20 protein-coding genes and 1 pseudogene are annotated in these 19,817 nt (G+C 38.9%); all 21 read right to left on the minus strand.

Annotated elements, in window-relative coordinates; all coding sequences use genetic code 11:
- Positions 1 to 67: 67 nt before the first annotated feature.
- On the minus strand, positions 68 to 1,570 hold the full coding sequence (locus tag ACLV7W_RS08480) for a primase C-terminal domain-containing protein (RefSeq protein ID WP_411865805.1): 1,503 nt from the start codon (positions 1,568 to 1,570) through the stop codon (positions 68 to 70).
- A 93-nt stretch (positions 1,571 to 1,663) separates the two neighbouring features.
- Positions 1,664 to 2,641, minus strand: a complete 978-nt coding sequence (locus ACLV7W_RS08485; protein ID WP_411865806.1) for a hypothetical protein — start codon at positions 2,639 to 2,641, stop codon at positions 1,664 to 1,666.
- 28 nt (positions 2,642 to 2,669) lie between these two features.
- Positions 2,670 to 3,017 carry a hypothetical protein gene (locus tag ACLV7W_RS08490; protein ID WP_411865807.1) on the minus strand — a complete coding sequence of 116 codons (348 nt, stop codon included), beginning with the start codon at positions 3,015 to 3,017 and terminating at the stop codon, positions 2,670 to 2,672.
- Positions 3,018 to 3,203: 186 nt separating this feature from the next.
- Entirely contained in the window at positions 3,204 to 3,704 is a 501-nt protein-coding gene (locus tag ACLV7W_RS08495) for a modification methylase Sau96I (protein ID WP_411865808.1), read from the minus strand.
- A gap of 270 nt (positions 3,705 to 3,974) precedes the next feature.
- The gene (rpoE, locus tag ACLV7W_RS08500; RefSeq protein WP_031227756.1) at positions 3,975 to 4,562 is read right to left on the minus strand and encodes a DNA-directed RNA polymerase subunit delta; all 588 of its coding nucleotides are present in this window, start codon (positions 4,560 to 4,562) and stop codon (positions 3,975 to 3,977) included.
- Positions 4,563 to 4,966: 404 nt separating this feature from the next.
- Positions 4,967 to 6,112 carry an FtsX-like permease family protein gene (locus tag ACLV7W_RS08505; RefSeq protein ID WP_049543832.1) on the minus strand — a complete coding sequence of 382 codons (1,146 nt, stop codon included), beginning with the start codon at positions 6,110 to 6,112 and terminating at the stop codon, positions 4,967 to 4,969.
- A 3-nt stretch (positions 6,113 to 6,115) separates the two neighbouring features.
- Positions 6,116 to 6,796 carry an ABC transporter ATP-binding protein gene (locus ACLV7W_RS08510; RefSeq protein ID WP_049543830.1) on the minus strand — a complete coding sequence of 227 codons (681 nt, stop codon included), beginning with the start codon at positions 6,794 to 6,796 and terminating at the stop codon, positions 6,116 to 6,118.
- Positions 6,793 to 7,368 carry a TetR/AcrR family transcriptional regulator gene (locus ACLV7W_RS08515; protein ID WP_411865809.1) on the minus strand — a complete coding sequence of 192 codons (576 nt, stop codon included), beginning with the start codon at positions 7,366 to 7,368 and terminating at the stop codon, positions 6,793 to 6,795. Before ACLV7W_RS08515 ends, ACLV7W_RS08510 begins: the two co-directional genes overlap by 4 nt.
- A 118-nt stretch (positions 7,369 to 7,486) precedes the next feature.
- The gene (locus ACLV7W_RS08520) at positions 7,487 to 9,064 is read right to left on the minus strand and encodes a hypothetical protein (protein ID WP_411865810.1); all 1,578 of its coding nucleotides are present in this window, start codon (positions 9,062 to 9,064) and stop codon (positions 7,487 to 7,489) included.
- Positions 9,065 to 9,134: 70 nt separating this feature from the next.
- A complete protein-coding gene (locus ACLV7W_RS08525; protein ID WP_411865811.1) occupies positions 9,135 to 10,355 on the minus strand; it encodes a DNA cytosine methyltransferase in 1,221 nt (406 codons plus the stop codon).
- Positions 10,356 to 10,416: 61 nt separating this feature from the next.
- Positions 10,417 to 11,604, minus strand: a complete 1,188-nt coding sequence (locus ACLV7W_RS08530; RefSeq protein WP_411865945.1) for a hypothetical protein — start codon at positions 11,602 to 11,604, stop codon at positions 10,417 to 10,419.
- Positions 11,504 to 13,021: an AAA family ATPase gene (locus ACLV7W_RS08535; protein ID WP_238096198.1), complete on the minus strand. Its 1,518-nt coding sequence runs from the start codon at positions 13,019 to 13,021 to the stop codon at positions 11,504 to 11,506. The genes ACLV7W_RS08530 and ACLV7W_RS08535 overlap by 101 nt, the downstream gene beginning before the upstream one ends.
- Before the next feature lie 51 nt (positions 13,022 to 13,072).
- Positions 13,073 to 15,724, minus strand: coding sequence for a valine--tRNA ligase (locus tag ACLV7W_RS08540; RefSeq protein WP_411865812.1), 2,652 nt, complete (start codon positions 15,722 to 15,724; stop codon positions 13,073 to 13,075).
- Positions 15,725 to 15,737: 13 nt separating this feature from the next.
- Positions 15,738 to 15,914, minus strand: a complete 177-nt coding sequence (locus ACLV7W_RS08545) for a hypothetical protein (RefSeq protein WP_160313322.1) — start codon at positions 15,912 to 15,914, stop codon at positions 15,738 to 15,740.
- Between the two features lies 1 nt (position 15,915).
- A complete protein-coding gene (locus ACLV7W_RS08550; protein WP_044791613.1) occupies positions 15,916 to 16,281 on the minus strand; it encodes a hypothetical protein in 366 nt (121 codons plus the stop codon).
- Positions 16,282 to 16,400: 119 nt separating this feature from the next.
- Positions 16,401 to 16,529, minus strand: a pseudogene (locus ACLV7W_RS08555) (GNAT family N-acetyltransferase); the annotation flags it as partial.
- Positions 16,516 to 17,094, minus strand: a complete 579-nt coding sequence (locus ACLV7W_RS08560) for a flavin reductase family protein (RefSeq protein ID WP_411865813.1) — start codon at positions 17,092 to 17,094, stop codon at positions 16,516 to 16,518. The pseudogene ACLV7W_RS08555 and the gene ACLV7W_RS08560, both read right to left, overlap by 14 nt.
- Positions 17,095 to 17,376: 282 nt before the next feature.
- Positions 17,377 to 17,772, minus strand: a complete 396-nt coding sequence (locus ACLV7W_RS08565; RefSeq protein WP_042900374.1) for a helicase — start codon at positions 17,770 to 17,772, stop codon at positions 17,377 to 17,379.
- Between the two features lie 95 nt (positions 17,773 to 17,867).
- A complete protein-coding gene (locus tag ACLV7W_RS08570) occupies positions 17,868 to 18,122 on the minus strand; it encodes a DUF1912 family protein (RefSeq protein WP_000119706.1) in 255 nt (84 codons plus the stop codon).
- 9 nt (positions 18,123 to 18,131) lie between these two features.
- Positions 18,132 to 19,466: a DUF438 domain-containing protein gene (locus ACLV7W_RS08575; RefSeq protein WP_261078427.1), complete on the minus strand. Its 1,335-nt coding sequence runs from the start codon at positions 19,464 to 19,466 to the stop codon at positions 18,132 to 18,134.
- Positions 19,466 to 19,699 (minus strand): DUF1858 domain-containing protein, encoded by a 234-nt coding sequence (locus ACLV7W_RS08580; RefSeq protein WP_020903132.1) that lies wholly within the window; start codon positions 19,697 to 19,699, stop codon positions 19,466 to 19,468. Before ACLV7W_RS08580 ends, ACLV7W_RS08575 begins: the two co-directional genes overlap by 1 nt.
- Between the last annotated feature and the right edge of the window lie 118 nt (positions 19,700 to 19,817).

The raw sequence follows: 19,817 nt of genomic DNA on the forward strand, positions 1-19,817 counted from the left end.
TTATATGCATGCATATCCTTGTAATAATCATAGATATAATGTAAAGGCAGTTTACGGGTTTTTAAAATTATCCAATATCAAGCTCAAATAGAGATAGTTGTTGTGTTTGTTTAAAGCCATCTTTAACCCTTTCTATCACTCTCTGAGTGAACTCTAAGCTTTCTTCAAAGAAAGCGGCAATATTAGCCATATAAGCTTCCTGACGTTCTTTTTTCACCTGGATGAGGGAAAGTAAGATTGCTTTGATAGAAGCTAATCTGATACCTCCTCCACGGCCATTTTTGACTGTAAAGAAAATCTTTTGTTCTGCTTTGAGAACATTTAATACTTTATCCAATGAGCGCTCAGGGATGTTCAAATTCTCTCGTATCTCTTTTTTTGTCGTCTGGATAAATGGATCTTCGGATTGATAGAAACCTTCTAAATAGGCCATTACATCTGTTTTCCATTCATGAAGATGACTATTCTTTCTGTCCGCACGTTTCTTCTTGAACTTGTACCATCGTTGTTTCACAAAGAGATCTGAAGCCTTGAGTTCTTGATTGACCCATGCTTTACATAAAGTCATTACATAGTCACGACTAGCAGCTTCATATTTTCCTGAGTAGGCGCTTGTGATAATCTTATGATATTCAGCTGAAGAGAGTGGTTTGTCTAGATTTGCATTAAAACTAGAAAGAACTTCCTCACATTCTTCCTGATCGATTCCTGAAGAGAAGTTGGCTAGAGCCAGCGTAAAAAGAACGTTGTTTCTTCCCATCAAGGCTTTTCCACCTTTGATATTCCCCTCTCTCATCAGTAATTGATACCAGGGTTCATCAATCTGTTTCACCCCTTCAGAACCTGAAATAACCGTAAAATTGGGCTTTTTACTTGGGAAAGGAAGTTCTGATTGCTTCATCGACCAATCTAACCACTCCTGGAACGAATAGGTATAGTCAGGTTCAAAGAATTCGACATTATCGGTTCGAGGAATACGAGCAATCCCAAAATGGTTACAAGTCAAATCTACTGGTAAAGTTTGAGCAAAGTAATTTCTCAAGTTTTGAGAGATGGCTTTAGCCACCTTTACCACTCGAAATTGGGAATGAGCTGTAACATAAGCTGATTCTGATAGGACAAAATAGGCTTGAAATCCCTTATCAGATTTTAGAATCAACGTCGGCATAAAACCTAGTTCCAGGGAAGCAGTTAAAATATCTCCTGTAGTCATTTCTTCAGCTGCAGAGGTAATATCAAAGTCAATGTAGAATGTGTTAATCTGCCTAAGATTATCTTCAGAGTGGCCACGTGTAATCCGTCGACCAGCATCACTATAGCTTCCATAGCAATATACGTTAGGAGTCCAGTGCGTAAACTGATCCTGGTTCTCCAACAAAGATTCGACAGAGGTTAAAACAACACCACGTGCCTTCACCATATTCGCTTTTGAACGATAAGCAAATACAGACCCTCGTCTTCCTTCTTCAGCTGAAGAGATAAGTTGTAGATGGCTATTCTTAAATTTTTGTGTTCTTAACCCATCTTTTATGATGATGGATAAGCATTTTAATAAATCAATCTTTTTCATGATTTTTAGGTCTCTCGTATCCCTTCACTAGTTATAGTTTGAAGTCAAATACACTTATAAAATATATTTCCAAAAGCGCTAATCATCAATATTTTAGTAATAGAGTGGTACTGCGTTGATAGTCAAAGCACTATACGATTGTTCTAAGTGTTCAATGTCTGTATCTTTCACTTCCAGACCAGTGCTCGTTTCTTTCAATTCAATATCTTCTTTTTGACCTAAAAGGCTACCGTCAGCAAGGATTTTCTGCAAGTGTTCAGCTTTAACTAAGCATTTAAAGATACCGTTAAATTCGATTAAGTAAACAATTTCAATTATTGTTTGATATTCAATAGTGTTCTCAACTTTCTTTAAAATACATTCAAGAAGTATCTTAACAATAAAGTTATTAGAAGTGTATCCATGAGATAACATCTTTGTTATTGTAGTTGTTTTTGTTGAAAGAATTTGAACTGGTTGTTTTCGCTCGAACTGTTTTATTAGATAATAGTTGAGGAATTCGCTAGGTAGTTCAAAACCTCTTTCGTGTGGCAAAATGTACTGTTGAATCCGTCCAACTTCAACTTCCGTTGTCCGTCTTTGGAAAACAGTTTCCACTTCAATCGATGAAGTGATCGCTAAGTCTAAAAATTCCAAGCCCAATTTTGGGTTGACTTCAACAATTCCAAACTCTTTCAGCAACTCCTCTCTAGAATACTCTTTAGAATATCCGTCCTCATAAATAACTTTTTTAAACCAGTTTAAATCTTCTTTAGTCTCAGAAATACTTTCTGGAACTTCATAGAAAACTGCTGATTCGATAATCTTTTCAAAGTACAAACTTTCATTCTGTATATAAGGGTTATCAAAATCTAACTCTAAAAGATATTTGTCGGATAAGTCACTCTTTTTCAAGCTACTTTTAACCTTTAATTCAAGATTTTCAGCTAGTTTCTCGCCATCAATAAAAATGATATAATTCACTCCATTGCTCGAGTCTAATTTTACTAATATTGGGGTTTCAATATTTGTTTTCAAAATCCCCTTAGCAACCTTAAAACATTCATTGTTATGTATTTCTAACACAGTCATACTATACCTCCTATTTCAAGAATACTTTTTAAAGTGTACTTAACAGCCGCTCGAACTCTTCTGCGCTCAGAAGATCGTCATCGTCTTTCCGTGGTTGGAAAGGCATAATCTTTGATACTGGTTTCTTTTTAGCACCTAAACGGTAACGATGTCCGTTTGGCAACCAACCTAGCTTGTAATCCAATCTAGGAATATTTTCTCTACCCTTGATGCTATCGTTTGAAACCCCAATTTCAACCTCTCCAGATAACTTGGCGTTTGCCCACTCACTAGGAGTGATTTCCCCAAAACTATCCCAGAAGACTTTTCTTTGAGCAGTCTTTTGTTGTCTACGAGCGCTTGCATAAGCACTCGCTGTTCTAAAGTTATTAAGCATATAACTTCCTCCATGCCCTGGTCTGTAATAAACTTTTGTCTGACAAGATTCATCATTAAATCCATAAAAACAGTGGCTACACAGCGTTCTGTTTTTATCTACTCACCAACAAGGACCATACTTTTCATTGATGCAAGGTGTAACCCAGTTGCAAGAACATTGTCTACAAATACCCATTTCCATTTTCTATCTCTCATTTATTCTCATACTTTTAGGTAGCTTTTTACTCGGTAAACAGTAACCTTCGGATAAGTCCCTTTTGCTATAAAATTCAGGACTATTTGTCATGATGTGATCACTTCTTCTCCATCCTCGACGAAGTTGTTTGTAAGATAAAGAAACACGCTTCTCAATTTCTTTAAAACTAAATCCCAACTTCAAATATGTTGTTACAATAGTAGTAGCATGTTCTTTGGACTCTTCGCTTCTTGTTCTTCGCTGAAAGTTAATCTGCTTATCTTCTTCATTCAATGCTATCTGATAATCAATAAACAACTTCCGCATTTCCATAATTTTATGTTGCCAGGCCAAACTGTAAGGCTGCCCTGAATATCGATTCACTAAGTCCTTTACGGATTGTTTAAATTTCAGCTGAAGAGGATCGAATTCGCCAAGGTCAGAAAAGGGATCAATAAAACCTAATGGTTCGCTTTGAATTAATTCATTGTATAGCGCTTCTCTGTCCATCCTAATATATCTCCTTCTGTCAAATGCACGTCATTGAGTCAAATAAGCTTAACTGGATGGTTGTAGGCGCTTGTTCGCTATTTCCATTCTTATCATGATCGATAATGTCAAAGATTTCTAACGTGTCTAAATTCATTACAATCTCTAATCCTAACATCGTTGAACTCCTTTCAAATAGAATTTTAAGCGAACAAAAAAGAGAACAGATTTCTCTGTTCTCCTAAAAATATTGAATTATTTGATTTTCTAAAAACTCTTACCACTTACCTTTTATTCCTCGATGTTTTCAGAATCATCGTCTGAAAACTCATCGTCTTCTTCGTTGAGATCCACGTCTTCTCCCAAGTCATCTGGGGCGATTTCGTTGATTTCTGCATCGTAAGCTTCCACTTCATTTTTCTCATCATCTGGATTTTCATCATCGTATGAAAGAGCTGGATCTGCTTCGTATGCATCTTCATCTTCTGGATCATCTGCATTGTAGTCAATGGCATCTGAATCACCATCCATGAAGGCATTGACACGTTTTTTCTTAGCTTTTGGTGCTACTTCATCGTCGTCATTTTCCTCAAGAGCAATGATTTCTTCGTCGATTTCGTCCACACCATACCATGAACGAAGACCCCATTTGTTGTCTCCAAGTGAGATGAAGCTACCGTCAAAGTTCAACTCTGTGTAGAACAAAGGCAAAGCTTCACGGATATCGCTGTTTGATGTTCCAAGGTAGTTTTGAATTTCGTTTACAAGATCGCTAAAATGCATCTCATGATCGCGACCACGAAGTTCCAAGATAGCACGCGCTACCTCAATCATAGATAGTTCACTTTTTTCTTGCCCAGCAAATACTTCTAATTCCAAAGCGTTTCTCCTCATTTATACTACTATCGCCAGAGCGAACAGACTCTGACCTCATTTTATCATTTACTCTTTATTTTACGATAATTTTGCAGAATAGTCAAAGGTTAAGAAAAAATAAAGGTGAAATATTTCAGCTAATTGAAAGACCTGTGTAACATGACCACAGGTATATTGATTTATTTATAACTCAAGGCTGCAACTCCAATACCAACCACAAACTGCAAGAGGATTCCTACAGAGATAAAGGATTATTTGTTGCGTCAAATCAAGTAAAAAGATCATTTCAGGTCCTGCCAGTAACTTCGTTTTCTTTCCTTTATTTCATTTTCCCTAGAATAGTGAAAAATCCTTCTCTTGTTAATGAGTTTCATAAGAAAAAGGCTGGAGAATCCAACCTTCTCTATTTATTCAGCTAAGAGTACTTCTTTGATGGTTTGTTTTTGGAGTTTTCTGTTGGATTGATAAAAGAGGCTTTCATAAACCACAGCAAAACCGATCAAAGTCCAGAAGCAAACATTCCCATCAAAGTGATGCTCAATCTTTTCAGGAACCGTATCTTTGATCACACCAATCAAGATTTCCATGATAGCGTACTGATAAGCCGTCCCAAGAACAAATCCTAGATAGGCCCAGAAACGATAGGGAGATAGGATATGGCCTTGGCATTCACGATCTGTGTAGCCAAAAGCCTTCATAAGAGCCAGGGTTTCGCGACTTTCTGAGACGACAATCCCCAATGACAAAAAGAGAATAGAGAAAGAAAGGATCAAGCCAATCATGATCATCATGGTTTGGATGATGTCATCTGTGTAGTCCCTTAGACCAAAGGACAGTTGAACCATGGCCGCAAAACACATAGAGCCAAAGACTACAAAAAATAGGATAGATTTTCTCCCCCAAATTAGTGACGAAGACAGCTCTTTTAGGAAGTCTTTCTCTTTCTTAGGAGCCCTCTTTCTCCTTTTGACCTTGATTGGTGTTGGGGACTTTTTCAATAAGCGAAGAGCCGGCGTTTGTAGTTGTCTTCTAGCATAACCAACCGCGATAAGCATAAAAAATACCGTTGGAAGGACCACAAAAGCAAGCAAGAGCTGCCAATGAAAATGAATGGTAATTTCTGGCAGGATCCCCTTTTCATTCCGGAAGTCATAAAAATGCCCCATCATAAGAAAAGAAGTGAAATAGCCAAGAAGCGCTCCGGCACCAAAACTGATCCCAAATGCCCAAAATCGTTTAGCCAGCTGGCCATTGCTATAGCCCAAAGCCTTTAAAATTCCTAATTGTTCCTTGTGATCATCGACAAATTGTTTGATATAAAAACACATGAGAAGGACCGACGTCAAGGACAAGACGACTCCACTGACCATGGCCACCATCCAAGAAAGCGAAATCTGGACATCATAGTAGGTCTGAATCATGGGATTGGTTTTAGAAATCTCCAACTGCTCGATGTCCAAGTAAAAATTCAAGAAGAGATTGGCCACAAAGACCGCACAAGCCCCAATTATACTGACGACAACTAATTTTCGAATATCTTTTACTGAAAACATGGCTTACCATCCAATCTCATAAGCAGTCTGAGGCTGATCATTGGTCACAACTTCGGTAATCTTGCCACTATTGACACGAATGATGGTTCTTGCCATATCCGCAATATTTTGGTTATGCGTCACCATGATGAGGGTCAAACCAAGCTTTTCCTTTAACTCCCAGATATAGTCGAGAATCTTGCGCCCCGTTTCTTCATCCAGGGCTCCCGTCGGCTCATCTAAGAAAAGAATCTCTGGCTTTTTGGCCAAGGCCCGAGCAATGGAGACTCTCTGCTGTTCCCCACCTGACAATTCACTCGGATACTTGTCCAGCTTATCGCCAAGTCCCAAATCCTCGATAATCTGCAAAAAATCATGATTGTTTGCCAGGTCTGCCCCCATCTTTACATTCTGTCTGACTGTTAGATTAGGCAATAAATAATACTGCTGAAAAATAAAGGCAATCTTCTCACGTCTAAAGGCTGTCAATTGAGTATCTGTGAGTTGAGCCAAATCCTGTCCTTGAATGAGTATATGTCCCTCGTCTACCTTTTCTAAACCTGACAGAACGTTTAAGAGAGTTGACTTGCCTGATCCAGAAGGACCGAGGATAACCACATCATCCTGGTCTTGAATCTGCAAATCAATCCCTTTTAAAACCTTGGTTTGGCCGTAACTTTTGTGCACATTTTCTAGTTGAATCATTTCTTTCCTACCATTTCTTTGATGAGAGATTGACAAACCTCTGTCAATAATCCAATCACTTCTTCCATGCTGAATTGATAAATGCCAGAAGCAACCATTGAGGCCATCCCGTGCGAGTAGATAAATAGATGCTGGTACAAGCGACCAGCCTCCTCTACAGTCAAAGGATAGTCTGCGACGATCGAATCCAGAACCAATTGGTAACTATGATCCTTCATGGGAAGAAAATCTTGAAAGCGACGAATCGGATCTTTGCTGGGATTTTGGAAAAGCAATTGAAAGAGTTGGGGTTCTTTTGAGGCGAAAAGGATATAAGCAACCCCGACGGATCGAAAAGGCTTCTCATCTTCTAAGGCCTTACGAATATACTCCACCACTACCATTTCCGCAGCACCAATAACCTCTTCTTGTAACTCGGCCATATTGGCAAATTGCCCAAAAATGACTCTTGGTGTGGCTCCCAGTTTCTCCGCTAGTGCTCGAGCCGTCAAACTAGCCACGCCCTCTTCTCTCACCAATTGTAAAGCTGTCCCAATGATAGCCTCTTTACTAAATTTAACCTTTGGTGGCATAAGACTCCTTTCGCGCAACGTTAGTTGCGCAACACTTGTTGCATAAAAGGATAGCATAAAAAAGAAAGACTTGTCAAGAAAAAACTGTGAAACACAAAACAAAAAGACAGCGAACTTTCTATTTCTTTGCTACCCAGCCGATGGCATCGCTTGGTGGATTTTCTGTATCAATCCACATGAATTCAATACCGATTTCACCATTTTTAAATTTGGTCAATCGAATGCCGTTGATTTCCAGTTCATTAAGTCGTTGACCTGTCAAGACTTCGCGTTCTTTCAACTGGAAAACACCACGTAAAATCCAATTCCCGAGGATTTCTTGCTTATCGGTAGACTGAATAGCCTTACCAGCTTCTTGATTTATATAGGCGTTAATAACATCACCAGAAGATAAAAAGCGTAGTTTAAAAGTTCTTTCTTCCTTAGATAGAGCTAATTTTTTAGTTCCAGGTTCAAAAGTCCCGAAGCCTGGCCCAAAGAAATCTGGTCTTTCATCGTGAAAGTTTTTCGAGTCAGGCAGAGGAATGTAAATTTCACTAACTGGACGATAAACCAGCTGTTCAATTTCTTTAATGAGTCTTTCATTACCAGTCTCGTGGACAAAGTTTATCAAATCCTTACGAATCGCCTTCATCTGAGCTTTTTCTTCCTTGCTAGTCCACTTTTTCAAGAGGATTTCTTCTAAAGAGAAGGTCACAAAAGCTAGTTCTTCTGGAGCCAGACTGTCTTTGAATTTTTCCTGAATCTTTAAAATCCGTGGCAGACGATCTTTCTTAGCTAGTTTTGATCCTCCGTTAAAGGCATTGAAGCCAGAGTTTTCTTCCACATTTCCATGTTTGTCTGTAATAACCCAAGACACTGTTTCTAAGATATCGGTTTTATCCTTTTCAGTTGTCAGTAAATGAAGATTTTCAAAGAGAGAAAAAGGATCTTCGATATAATGAACATCCCAAGTATCTATCACAATATCTTTATTATTAAAAGTCATGTGGAGCTGGCTGTCAGCTGCCGTGTACTTGTAGTGGTGTTGCCCATCCGTAAATCGAAAATTGGTTGGATTGTTTTTGGTAGTTGATCCTTCAATGACCAGATTATCAATATCAACTGGCAAATAAGATGTTTCACCGACAAAAATTTTAGGATTTTCTCCCTTTGGTGTTGGCATTAGAACGTGATAAACAGCTTCAACATTGACCGAGTCCGAACTAAATCCCTTGATTTGTGCCTTAGAAGATTCAATTCTCTGATTTCTTAAGGTCGCAATCTTTCGTGCCAACTCTTCATAGCGTTGATAGTTTTTCTTGTCTGCTGTTTCTTTATCTGCTGAAATATCTGCATGGAATTTGATATCACCCAACAAGTTCGTCCAATCTTGAGAGTCCTTCTTAAACTGCGCGATTTTTTGATCTCCCGAATTAATTCCAAAAGACTTGATACCCACTAGGTATTTATGATTTTCATCCACTACGACAGAAGCATCATAAGAGGTATTGGCAATATCTTCTCCAACCGCATTAAAAGCCTTCTGGAAAACAGTTTCCTGAAATTTAGAATTAACAATTGGAGCAACATAATTCTCTGTTTGTCCCTCATCTTCTGATTCTGCCTTTTGAGAGAAAGCTTGGCTCAAACTAGCGAAGTTAGTAATTAAAGTTTTGTATTTGTCTTTTTGTTCAGACTTTAGATGTTCCCACATAAGCACCCTCTTTTCTATTTTCAGTATATCAAAAGAAGATTAGTTTTTCACTAATCCTCTTATATATTCGTTAATTAATACTGTAAAATTCAAGTTTGCCTTGTTTTTTTACAAGTCTCAAATACTCTTCATCTGACAGAACAGCTAAATCATCATCATAAGCCTTGATTTTTTCAAGAGCCTGATCATAGCTATCTACAAAGTCTTTAACATAGGATTGGCCCTCAAATTGCCCATTCATCTTGGTGTAGATAATGGCAATTTTTCCTGAACGTTCAAGTTGAGATTGCCCCTGACTTTCATTTAAAGCTTTGGCAATATTTTCCGCGATACGTTTAATCACGGGTACGACCACACTGTTTCCAGCCTGCTTATATAACTGTCCGTTAGAAACTCCTTCTGGGATTTTAAAGGATGTAGGATAACCTTGGACATTAAATGTTTCTTTGGGAGTCAACTTCCGAATCTCGCCACTATCTGTCAGAATCAATGGGACATTGTGTCCACCTGTTCCCATATTGGCTGTCAAGGTAGGGACAACACCGTTTTTATTTTCACGGACATACTGACGGCGCCACTGGTAGACCGTATCTTGGCTGGTGACTTCAAATTTCAACTGATCGTAGAAATTTTGCTTGCCTTCACGGTAGTAGTAGACTTCATCAAGCTTGTCGCCAAAGTTAATGACGTCCTGAAGAGAAGTCGTGAGCTTGATTTCCTCTGGAAATTCAAACAAGTCATAAGCTTCCTTGGTATCAAAACCAACGATGTAGATCCGCTCACGGTTTTGAGGGATATTTCCGTAGTCTTTCCCGTTGAGAACCTTCCACTTGATAAAGTAGTTGTTCTCGGTCAAGGCTTCACGAATAACCTTGAAAGTATTGCCATGGTCATGGCCAACCATGTTCTTGACGTTTTCGATAAAGATAGCACGAGGTTTACATCCCTCAATCATGCGAAGCAACTCAAAGAAAAGATCGCCACGATCATCATCAAATCCTTTGCGATAACCCGCAATACTAAAGGCCTGACAAGGGAAACCTCCCATAATCACATCCACGCGCTCAGCTGGAATGTCCTCTGGCTGAACATCGTGAATATCACGACCATCCAAATAGGTATCTGGATGGTTTAACTGATAAGTCTGACGCGCATACTTATCAAACTCATTGGCATACACCACTCTGAACTCGTTGGTTTGTTCAAATCCCAACTCAATTCCCCCAACACCTGAGAAGAAAGCTGCAATGTTGTACTTCTCAGATCGGTTCGAACTTACAGAATTTGTCATGTAGTAACCTGCTTTCTAAAAATATAACTAAATAGTATAACACTTTATATAAAAAACAACATTATGAAATTCTTCTACCAACACAACCCCAAGTAAAAATTTCTTTTCCAATGTCGGTCCATTTTGAATCGACAAATGTATCTTTTACAAAGTTTTCAAATATGAAAATTAAATCGTCACCGTTCCCTGAACTTTTCTCAGAAAGGTATCCAATGACTTTTTTCAATAAATCACATCGACTAATAATAACTTTTGAAATAGATAAACTTTCTAAAGTTTCACTTATTTTAAATGATTCAACACAATCTTTCCAACAAGCATCATATTTATCAGCATATGTCTTATCCACTTGATAGATACCCTCTTTCATATCAAAGTAAAAATACAAATTTGATCTTTCTTCATACAATCTATTTAAAAACTTTATAGTATTTTGTGCATTAATGTCTCTACTATCATATATTTCTTCAATGAGTTTTAATGGGATTAAGTTCTCAGCTTCGTGGACACCCTGCTCAGCTAATGAAATACATTCAAAAAACTTTCTATCTTTTGAGTCTATTACCTTTAGTACAGCTTTTAACGTTCCACCTATTTTATCCCCGGGATATTTTTGGTCGCCATCAAATATACCAAGTAATAATCTGTTTTCTTGCTTAATTAACCCATCAAATAAACCAGCAGAATTTTGTCCACCTCCAGGGGCCATATCAAACGAAAGGTGACAATTAATTCTATTTTTAGAGGCAAAATAGAATCCAATATAGTAATAAAATTCAAAATCAGTTAAATCTTCAACTATAAGTTGTGTCTTCGTTAAAAACTCTTTTTTAAGAATATCTGATACTGTAATAACATGACAATTATCACATTCAATACTATTATTAGCAACAATTGTATAGTATCTACTTACAACTTTTTTTAATTCTTTTGTTTCATGGCTTTTTCTTCTCAGATAAGCAAATAACCTCCGAGCATTAACCTCAAGAAGTGTACAGTTTTTTAAGTAATCTAGCACTTCACGATCTGCAATAATTATGTTTAATTCTTTTCTCCTATTTGTCGCTAAACTATTTAGCATAGAACATACGTCTGGGTCTTCCTCTGCTAATAATTGCAGGCAACTTTTATGAATTTCAAATATCATTTTAGAGATAATTCCCCTCATCAAAGAATCCAATAGGCCAGTTTTCAAGAAACCCTTCTTTATCATATGAAGCAGGCTCAACGATTGTTTCCATTTTCTCATTTCTCTTTGAAAAAATTTGTATGTTTACATCTTTGTTTCCTATTTTTTTATTGTAGATTAAGTCTCCAATTTTGTTAATAATTGTTTCACTGTGAGTTTCAATAATAAATCGGAAATTATGATTAGCCAAACTACATATCGCTGAAACCAGCTTACTTTGTAGTTTTGGATGTAAATGAAGCTCTGGCTGTTCAATAATAATTGTAGTAGGGTATCTCAATAAATATAATCTTTTCTTCGGATTATTGGCAACAAACCAAAGTTGAGTTACAATTGGAAGGATTTGACTATAGCCAAATCCAGTATCAGACAGGTTATAACGGTTTTGATCTCCACTTTTTCTAATATAAATAGACACATATCCTTTATTAATACCATCGTAACCTATTACATCTTTTTCTACTTGGAAACCTAAAAATTCATTTGTCCATTTTTGAAATTGTTGAAACATTTCATTATCAAGATTATACAAAAAGTCAACAAGATTCCGACCACTAGAGTCTACTTCTTCAATTGACAAATTTCTTAGCCTATAATATCTTTCGGCAGTAGCTCTAATAGGAGCAATATAAACAGACTTATTAAAATAGGACGTGATATAGTTATCAGAAATCTTCAGAATTATCTCCAAAAATTTAATCAGTAGTATATCTTTATAAATTATTAACTCGTTTTTTGATAATTCCTTAACATTTATAATTTCAAACTCGTCATTATCATGGTTTACTTTAAATAACTTTTCCAAATCTCTTTTTATAATATCATGATATTCCCAAAAGGTCGGTATATCATCACTATTTATTTCTTTAATTATGTCTCCTAATTCTTTTTCGAGAATCTCTTCTGAATCAAGTAGACTATTTAGTTGAAAAACACTATCTAATCTATGTATATATCCATTATCTGAAGTAAGTAATCCATATTCTCTATCACCTATATTTATTTTCTTACTTTGCACATCAATCGTTATGTCTTCACCCAATATAGAAATAGTTACTCTTGAAATTCTCTCTAATTCATTACTTTTATTTTTTTCTAAACAAATTGAAATAGTTGTTTTGTTGAATTTAGGTACTTTTTCAAAAAAGGATCGTTTGTTTAATTTGTAAAAACGAGCGTATTTTATTATTTCGTACTTAGGAACGTCAAATGAAAATGAAAATTCCATTTTATCGTGTCCCTTTTGATTATTAACCGCTGTATCAAAATCACCAAAATCTACGTCGTTTTGATCATAACCACTCCAAAACAAAACACCTCGAATCTTTCTATTAATAGTTTGTTTTAATAAAGGAAAAAAACGTAGAAAAGTACTTTTACCCGAGCTATTAGACCCCAAAATAATATTTAATGGTTTAATTTCAATATCCCCAGTATCTACAAGACTTCTTAAATTCTTAAGTCTAATCGAATCCATATATCCGCTCCACTTCTTTTGTTCAGTTATAGAAATTAAATCACTTCCACACTACTTAACCAACTTCTTCATCTCATCAATACGTGCTACGGTCGCGTCGTATTTCGCTTGGTAGTCTGCTTGTTTGTCGCGTTCTTTTTGGACGACTTCTGGTTTGGCATTGGCTACGAAGCGTTCGTTAGAGAGTTTCTTGCCGACCATATCCAGTTCTTTTTGCCATTTAGCCAGTTCCTTGTCGAGACGAGCCAGTTCTTCTTCGACATTGAGGAGGTCAGCGAGTGGCAAGTAGATTTCTGCTCCTGTGATGACACTTGACATAGCGAGTTCAGGTGCAGGGATATTTGATGCAATTTCCAAGTGTTCTGGATTTGTGAAGCGTTTGATATAATTGACATTGCTGTTAAAGAAGGCTTCCAAGTCGCTATCGCTAGTCTTAACAAGAATGGTGATAGGCTTGCTTGGTGCTACGTTTACTTCCGCCCGCGCATTACGAACAGCACGAATCAAGTCTTTGAGGCTTTCCACACCAGTGTGAGCCGCAAGGTCTTCAAAGGCTGGGTTGACAGTTGGGTATTCTGCTGTAACAATAGAGCCTTCTGAGATTTGTCCAAAGATTTCCTCTGTCACGAATGGCATGATTGGGTGAAGGAGACGAAGGATCTTGTCCAAAGTATAAAGGAGAACAGAGCGTGTGATAACTTTCTCTTCTTCGTTGTCACTATAAAGGACTTCCTTGGTCAATTCAACATACCAGTCCGCAAACTCATCCCAGATGAAATTGTAGAGGATGTGACCAGCCACACCAAACTCAAACTTATCAAAGTTAGCCGTTGCTTTTCCGATAGTTTCATTGAGGTTGTGGAGAATCCAGCGGTCTGTGACATTTCCAGCTTCCTTGTTGACCACTTTTTCGACATTGGCAGTTCCTTGCTCAAGGGTCAAACCTTCATTGTTCATGAGGATGTAGCGAGAGATGTTCCAGATCTTGTTAATGAAGTTCCATGAGGCATCCATTTTCTCGTAAGAGAAGCGCACGTCTTGGCCTGGCGCAGAACCGTTTGAAAGGAACCAACGAAGGGCATCGGCACCATATTTCTCGATGACATCCATCGGGTCAATCCCGTTACCGAGAGATTTAGACATCTTGCGTCCTTGCTCGTCACGGATGAGACCGTGGATAAGGACATTTTGGAATGGTTGACGGCCAGTGAATTCCAAGGATTGGAAGATCATACGAGACACCCAGAAAAAGATGATGTCGTAACCTGTTACCAAGGTTGAAGTTGGGAAGTAACGTTTGAAGTCCTCTGAGTCGACATCCGGCCAGCCCATGGTTGAGAATGGCCAAAGAGCAGAACTGAACCATGTATCCAAGACGTCTTCATCTTGTGTCCAACCGTCACCTTCTGGAGCTTCTTCACCGACGTACATTTCTCCCTCAGCATTGTACCAAGCAGGGATTTGGTGACCCCACCAAAGCTGACGAGAGATTACCCAGTCGTGGACATTTTCCATCCATTGGAGGAAGGTATCGTTGAAACGAGGTGGGTAGAATTCTACCTTGTCCTCTGTGTCTTGGTTAGCGATAGCGTTCTTAGCCAATTGGTCCATTTTAACGAACCATTGCGTAGACAAGCGTGGCTCAACTACAACACCTGTACGCTCTGAGTGGCCAACACTGTGGACACGTTTTTCGATTTTAACAAGGGCACCGATTTCTTCCAACTTAGCAACGACTGCCTTACGAGCTTCAAAACGGTCCATGCCTGCAAATTCGAAGGCCAAGTCGTTCATAGTTCCGTCGTCGTTCATGACGTTGACTTGCGGCAAGTTGTGGCGTTGACCAACCAAGAAGTCGTTTGGATCATGGGCAGGCGTGATTTTAACAACACCAGTACCAAACTCGGGATCGGCATGTTCGTCTGCAACGATTGGGATTAGTTTATTAGCGATTGGAAGGATGACGTTTTTGCCAATCAGGTCCTTGTAGCGTGGATCTTCTGGATTGACCGCAACGGCAACATCCCCAAACATAGTCTCAGGACGAGTTGTTGCCACTTCAAGGGCGCGTGAGCCGTCTTCTAGCATGTAGTTCATGTGATAGAAGGCACCTTCTACGTCCTTGTGGATAACTTCGATATCAGAAAGGGCTGTGCGAGCAGCTGGGTCCCAGTTGATGATAAACTCACCACGGTAGATCCAACCTTTCTTGTAAAGGTCCACAAAGACCTTACGAACAGCTTTTGACAAACCTTCGTCAAGAGTGAAACGCTCACGAGAGTAGTCTACAGAGAGCCCCATCTTGCCCCATTGTTCCTTGATAGTAGTGGCATATTCGTCTTTCCATTCCCAGACTTTCTCTAGGAATTTTTCACGACCCAAGTCATAACGCGTAATGCCCTCTCCACGCAAACGCTCCTCAACCTTAGCCTGAGTGGCAATCCCAGCGTGGTCCATCCCTGGAAGCCAAAGGGTATCAAAACCTTGCATACGTTTTTGACGGATAATGATATCCTGCAAAGTTGTATCCCAAGCGTGACCAAGGTGAAGCTTCCCAGTTACGTTTGGTGGTGGAATAACGATAGAATAAGGCTTAGCCTTTTGATCTCCTGAAGGCTTGAAAACATCAGCGTCAAGCCATTTTTGGTAACGACCAGCCTCAACTTCGGCTGGATTGTATTTAGGTGAAAGTTCTTTAGACATATGTTTGTCCTTTCTAGTTATTATTTTTTTCTTTCAAAACTTTAGAAACCATTTTGTTTACCAAAGATTCAATCATGGCTTTCATTTGTTTTTTAAATTGCTCACTTTTTAAGTATTCTGTTATTAAATCGAGAATAAATTTAATAACAGCTTTTCCTCCCTTAGCAGCTAAATTCCCAACATTTGCCATTCTATACTCCTTTTTTCAACTCTCGAATAATCTTCTTCAGGTATTTATTCTTTGTCGTCTTTTCTAAAAATTCATAAGCACTCTTTTTCAATTGTACTTCTTCAATATTAGGATTTAACTCTGCTTCCATTTTTAGCGCATGGTATAATGCCTTAGGTTTCAAGTCAATGCTATCTTGAAATTCAATCATTTGTAGCTTAACTTCATCATCTATCTTAGACTGAAGTTGTGGTGTTATCAAATCATCAGGTAAAATTTCCTTATACTTATTGATTCCTTGAGACAAGTTCATTTCAAATCTATTAACTTCTTCTACCTGTTCTTTTTCTATTTCTTTAACAATCAATTCTAAACTATCATTTTCCATCTATATACCTCCATTTCTATTTAGTTACTTAAATTTAAAAAATATCATTCACTACTAGAATCAGAAAAATTCTTGTTTTAATTGTAAATCCAAGTTTTTCTGCGACTCGTTGACTGTAGAAAGCCTGCTGGATATGCGACCTCTGGGAGACTGGCGTAGGCATGGATATCCTCGGCATCAGCGACTGTCCGGACTCGTAAAACGAGACGTTCTGTTTCCAAGCGTTCTGGTAATTCAGCTCTTGACATCCTTCTTCCTCGCTTTCTTGATAAAGCTTCCCATGGGATTGACTCGGTCATCTAGATAACGATAAACGCGCTGGTGGCTGTCCCCCATAAAGTAAGTCGGCGCAAAACTGTCATTTTTAAAATGTCCCTTATCATCCAAAAGTTCAGGATTAGCCAGTCGATCCAGAATCTTAGCAAAGATATGGCAGATTCCATCTTCTTCGATAATCCGATCCACTTGGCAATCCAAAACGACTGGACAAGTTTCCAAAATCGGAGCATGAGTTTGTTCAGAAATCTCGTAGTCTAGTCCCAGATGTTTCAGCTTCTCCCGATGACTGATAAAACCAGCCTGCTCCATATCGAGCATGAGATTTTCATCAGGAATATTTACGGTGAACTTCTGATAGCACTTAATCTGGTCAGCCGCATTTTCCTCAGTGCCAACACCGATGACCAGCCAATCTCCCAGGCTATAAGAGGAGCTACAGGTCGTAATATTGTGTCCAAAATTCTGATCCTGATACCCCAAAATGAAGATAGGAAAACCATAATAGAGTTTACTTGTGTTAAAAGATTGCTTCATGACAACCTCCTTTGCCTAAGACACAAAAGAAAAGCCCTGCCATATCCATGACAGGGACGAATGTGTTTATCCGCGGTACCACCCAAATTCGGGCAACGCCCGCAACTCTCGTCTTTAAAACAAAAAGACACTTTTATTTCAATTTTTCAGTCATTAGCAACCAGTTTTGACACATTTGTGGACTTCTCAGCGCCGCCACTTTCTGTAAAATGCGAGATTCAAAACACCTCTAATGGCTCTATTGTAGCAAGATTCTTTCGGAAATGCAAGGGACAAGAAAGATTACTTGAATTTGATGCCGTTTTCTTTCAATTTCTTGATGGTAGCTGGGCCGATTCCTTTCAAGGCAAGGAGTTCTTTTTCAGTCCAGTTTTTGAAATCTGAAGCAGACTTGATTCCTTCATCATAGAAGGTCTTAGCACGGTCAAGTGGAAGTCCACCCAAGTTTGCTGCAAAATCTTCTACAGAATTGGCTACTTTTTGAGCTTGCTCTTTGGTAGCTTCTACTGCTTGTTCAACTTTTTTAGAAACAGCCTTACTAGCTTGGCTTGCTGACTGTTCTGCACGTTTCACGACTTTTTTTGTCTCTTCTACAACCTTCGTCACAGTACTTGAGAAAGCACCTGCACGACGGAGGCTATTTCGTAATTGTTTTTTACGATTGAGTTTCTTTGACATAATAAAATCCTTTCAATAAAAAACCCCTGCTCTGACAAGGATTTAATATAAATATTCTATCAAGATTTTAGTAAAAAATCAAGAATCTTTCTCGTTTAATAATTTCGCTCACCAAACAAGCCATCTGGCAAATCATGGAATCCCTTACCTGCTTTGAAGTTTTCAAACTTACCAAGCAAGAACTGATAAGCATCCAAGCGGCTTTCGTAGCGAATCATGGCATCTTTGGCACGCTCGTCTTGGTCCTCTTCGTAGACTTTTTGGCTTTCCTTGTGTGCCATGTCATTGATCATAATCTGGGTATTGACCCAAGCTTCAAATTCCTTCATAAATTCTTGTTCGTAACTCATTTTTTCTCCTTATTCTAATCCACGGAAATAGTCCGTGTCAATCTCACGGTAGGGCTGGATATCCTGAACATACTCCAGCACCCCTTGAAATTCTCCCTCTTCATCGTGCACTGCTGCGTAGGTGATGTGGACAAACTTACCTCGCGACTCAGACTTGAACCACATTTCATACTTGTCCTTAGTACCCTCACGAAGCCCCTTCATAATGGTCTTAACCTTGTCCAAATACTTAGGTGGATGACAGAGTTCAACATTGCGCCCAACTTGTGACGGCGTCCGTTTGAAAATCATCTCGTCAGTCGGCGTATTGTCATTATAATACTGGAAAATATCGTCTTTATTGACAAAAGTAATCTCCATAGGGAGGTGATTGAGAATGAGATTGGCCTGCTCGACCGAGAGATAGCCATTGCCAAAAGACTGTTGACTATGACGGTCCAGCACTGCTTCCTTTTCCTTAGGAGTAAAGGTAATTGTAAACTGACCTTCTGGCGTATCGATGACTTTCTGAACTTGACCCTCTACCGTTTCTAGCTGAATAGGCTCCTCTGCGCTCTTTTCCTCAACAAAACTCTGTCTTTCTGGCACCCATTTCTCAGACGGACGGATGATGGCATAGCCATAGGTATCGCTCTCCTCCGCAATCTGAAGCCAGTCATCCTGAGTAAAGGACTCAAGGAGAATCATGAGAAGGATGGACTCTTCCTTGAAAATCATACTTTCAAACTCTGTCGCAAAAGCTTCAAAAGCTTCCTTTACACTGCGAATCGGCACTTCAGGTAGTGACTTGGCTGTCGCTAAAGCTGTTTGAAAGAGTTCCCTGATCTGATCATCCACTCCCCACATAACTTTTGGAGGCGAATCGTGACCATAGCGCTCCATGATGGGAAAGAAAAGTTCTTCTTTACGTTGGTAATGGATGTCAAATTGCCCCACAAGACCCATCTGACGAACCAAGCCCTTGCGCATCTCCGCAAGCATTTCTTCATCTTCCATAGACTCATAAGTATCTAACAATCTCCGAATGCGAATCAAGGCAGCGCGGAGAGCCAGATTTTCTTCCTTAAAGACACGAACTGGGTGCCCAGGGTGTTCGGTATCTGAAACTTCAACACCTTTAATAGCATTTTTAAAAAGATTGGCATGGACATCGCAGAGTTCCATGACATCTTCAAAGGTGACACCTGAGTCTGAGTTCATCAGCTCGTGCTCCATGAGGGAAATCTCGATGGCTGAGACACCCGCAAAGGTCGCATCAAAACGCTCCTGAATCGACTCAGGAGAGGCACCATTGTGCAATTCTAACAAAATATCCCGCAGGACATGAATCCGTTCATCTACCATTAGTCTAAACCAATCACTTCGTAGCCATTCGCTTCCAGTATGCGGACAATCTTGTCCATAGGAGTTCCTTCAAGCTTAGAACCCTGTTTAAGCGATACTTTGCGCCCAACGGTGTTGCGCATCAAAGGATTGGCTAGAGGTTTAAAACCCAGCTCCACTAGGATTTCCAAGACTTCTGGATGCTTGTCCACCACTTCTGCAACAGGAATTGACACATCGATGATATTATCCATGACGACCTCCATTGTATGTTCTAAAATGATTTTACTTCTTTCATTATACCATAAGGAAAGAGATTAAAAAACTAGCAGTAGAGTTCCTGCTAGTTCTCTGCGATTTGGATTACCATCT

The sequence above is a fragment of the Streptococcus mitis genome (assembly GCF_965111735.1).
Classification (GTDB): domain Bacteria; phylum Bacillota; class Bacilli; order Lactobacillales; family Streptococcaceae; genus Streptococcus; species Streptococcus mitis_DR.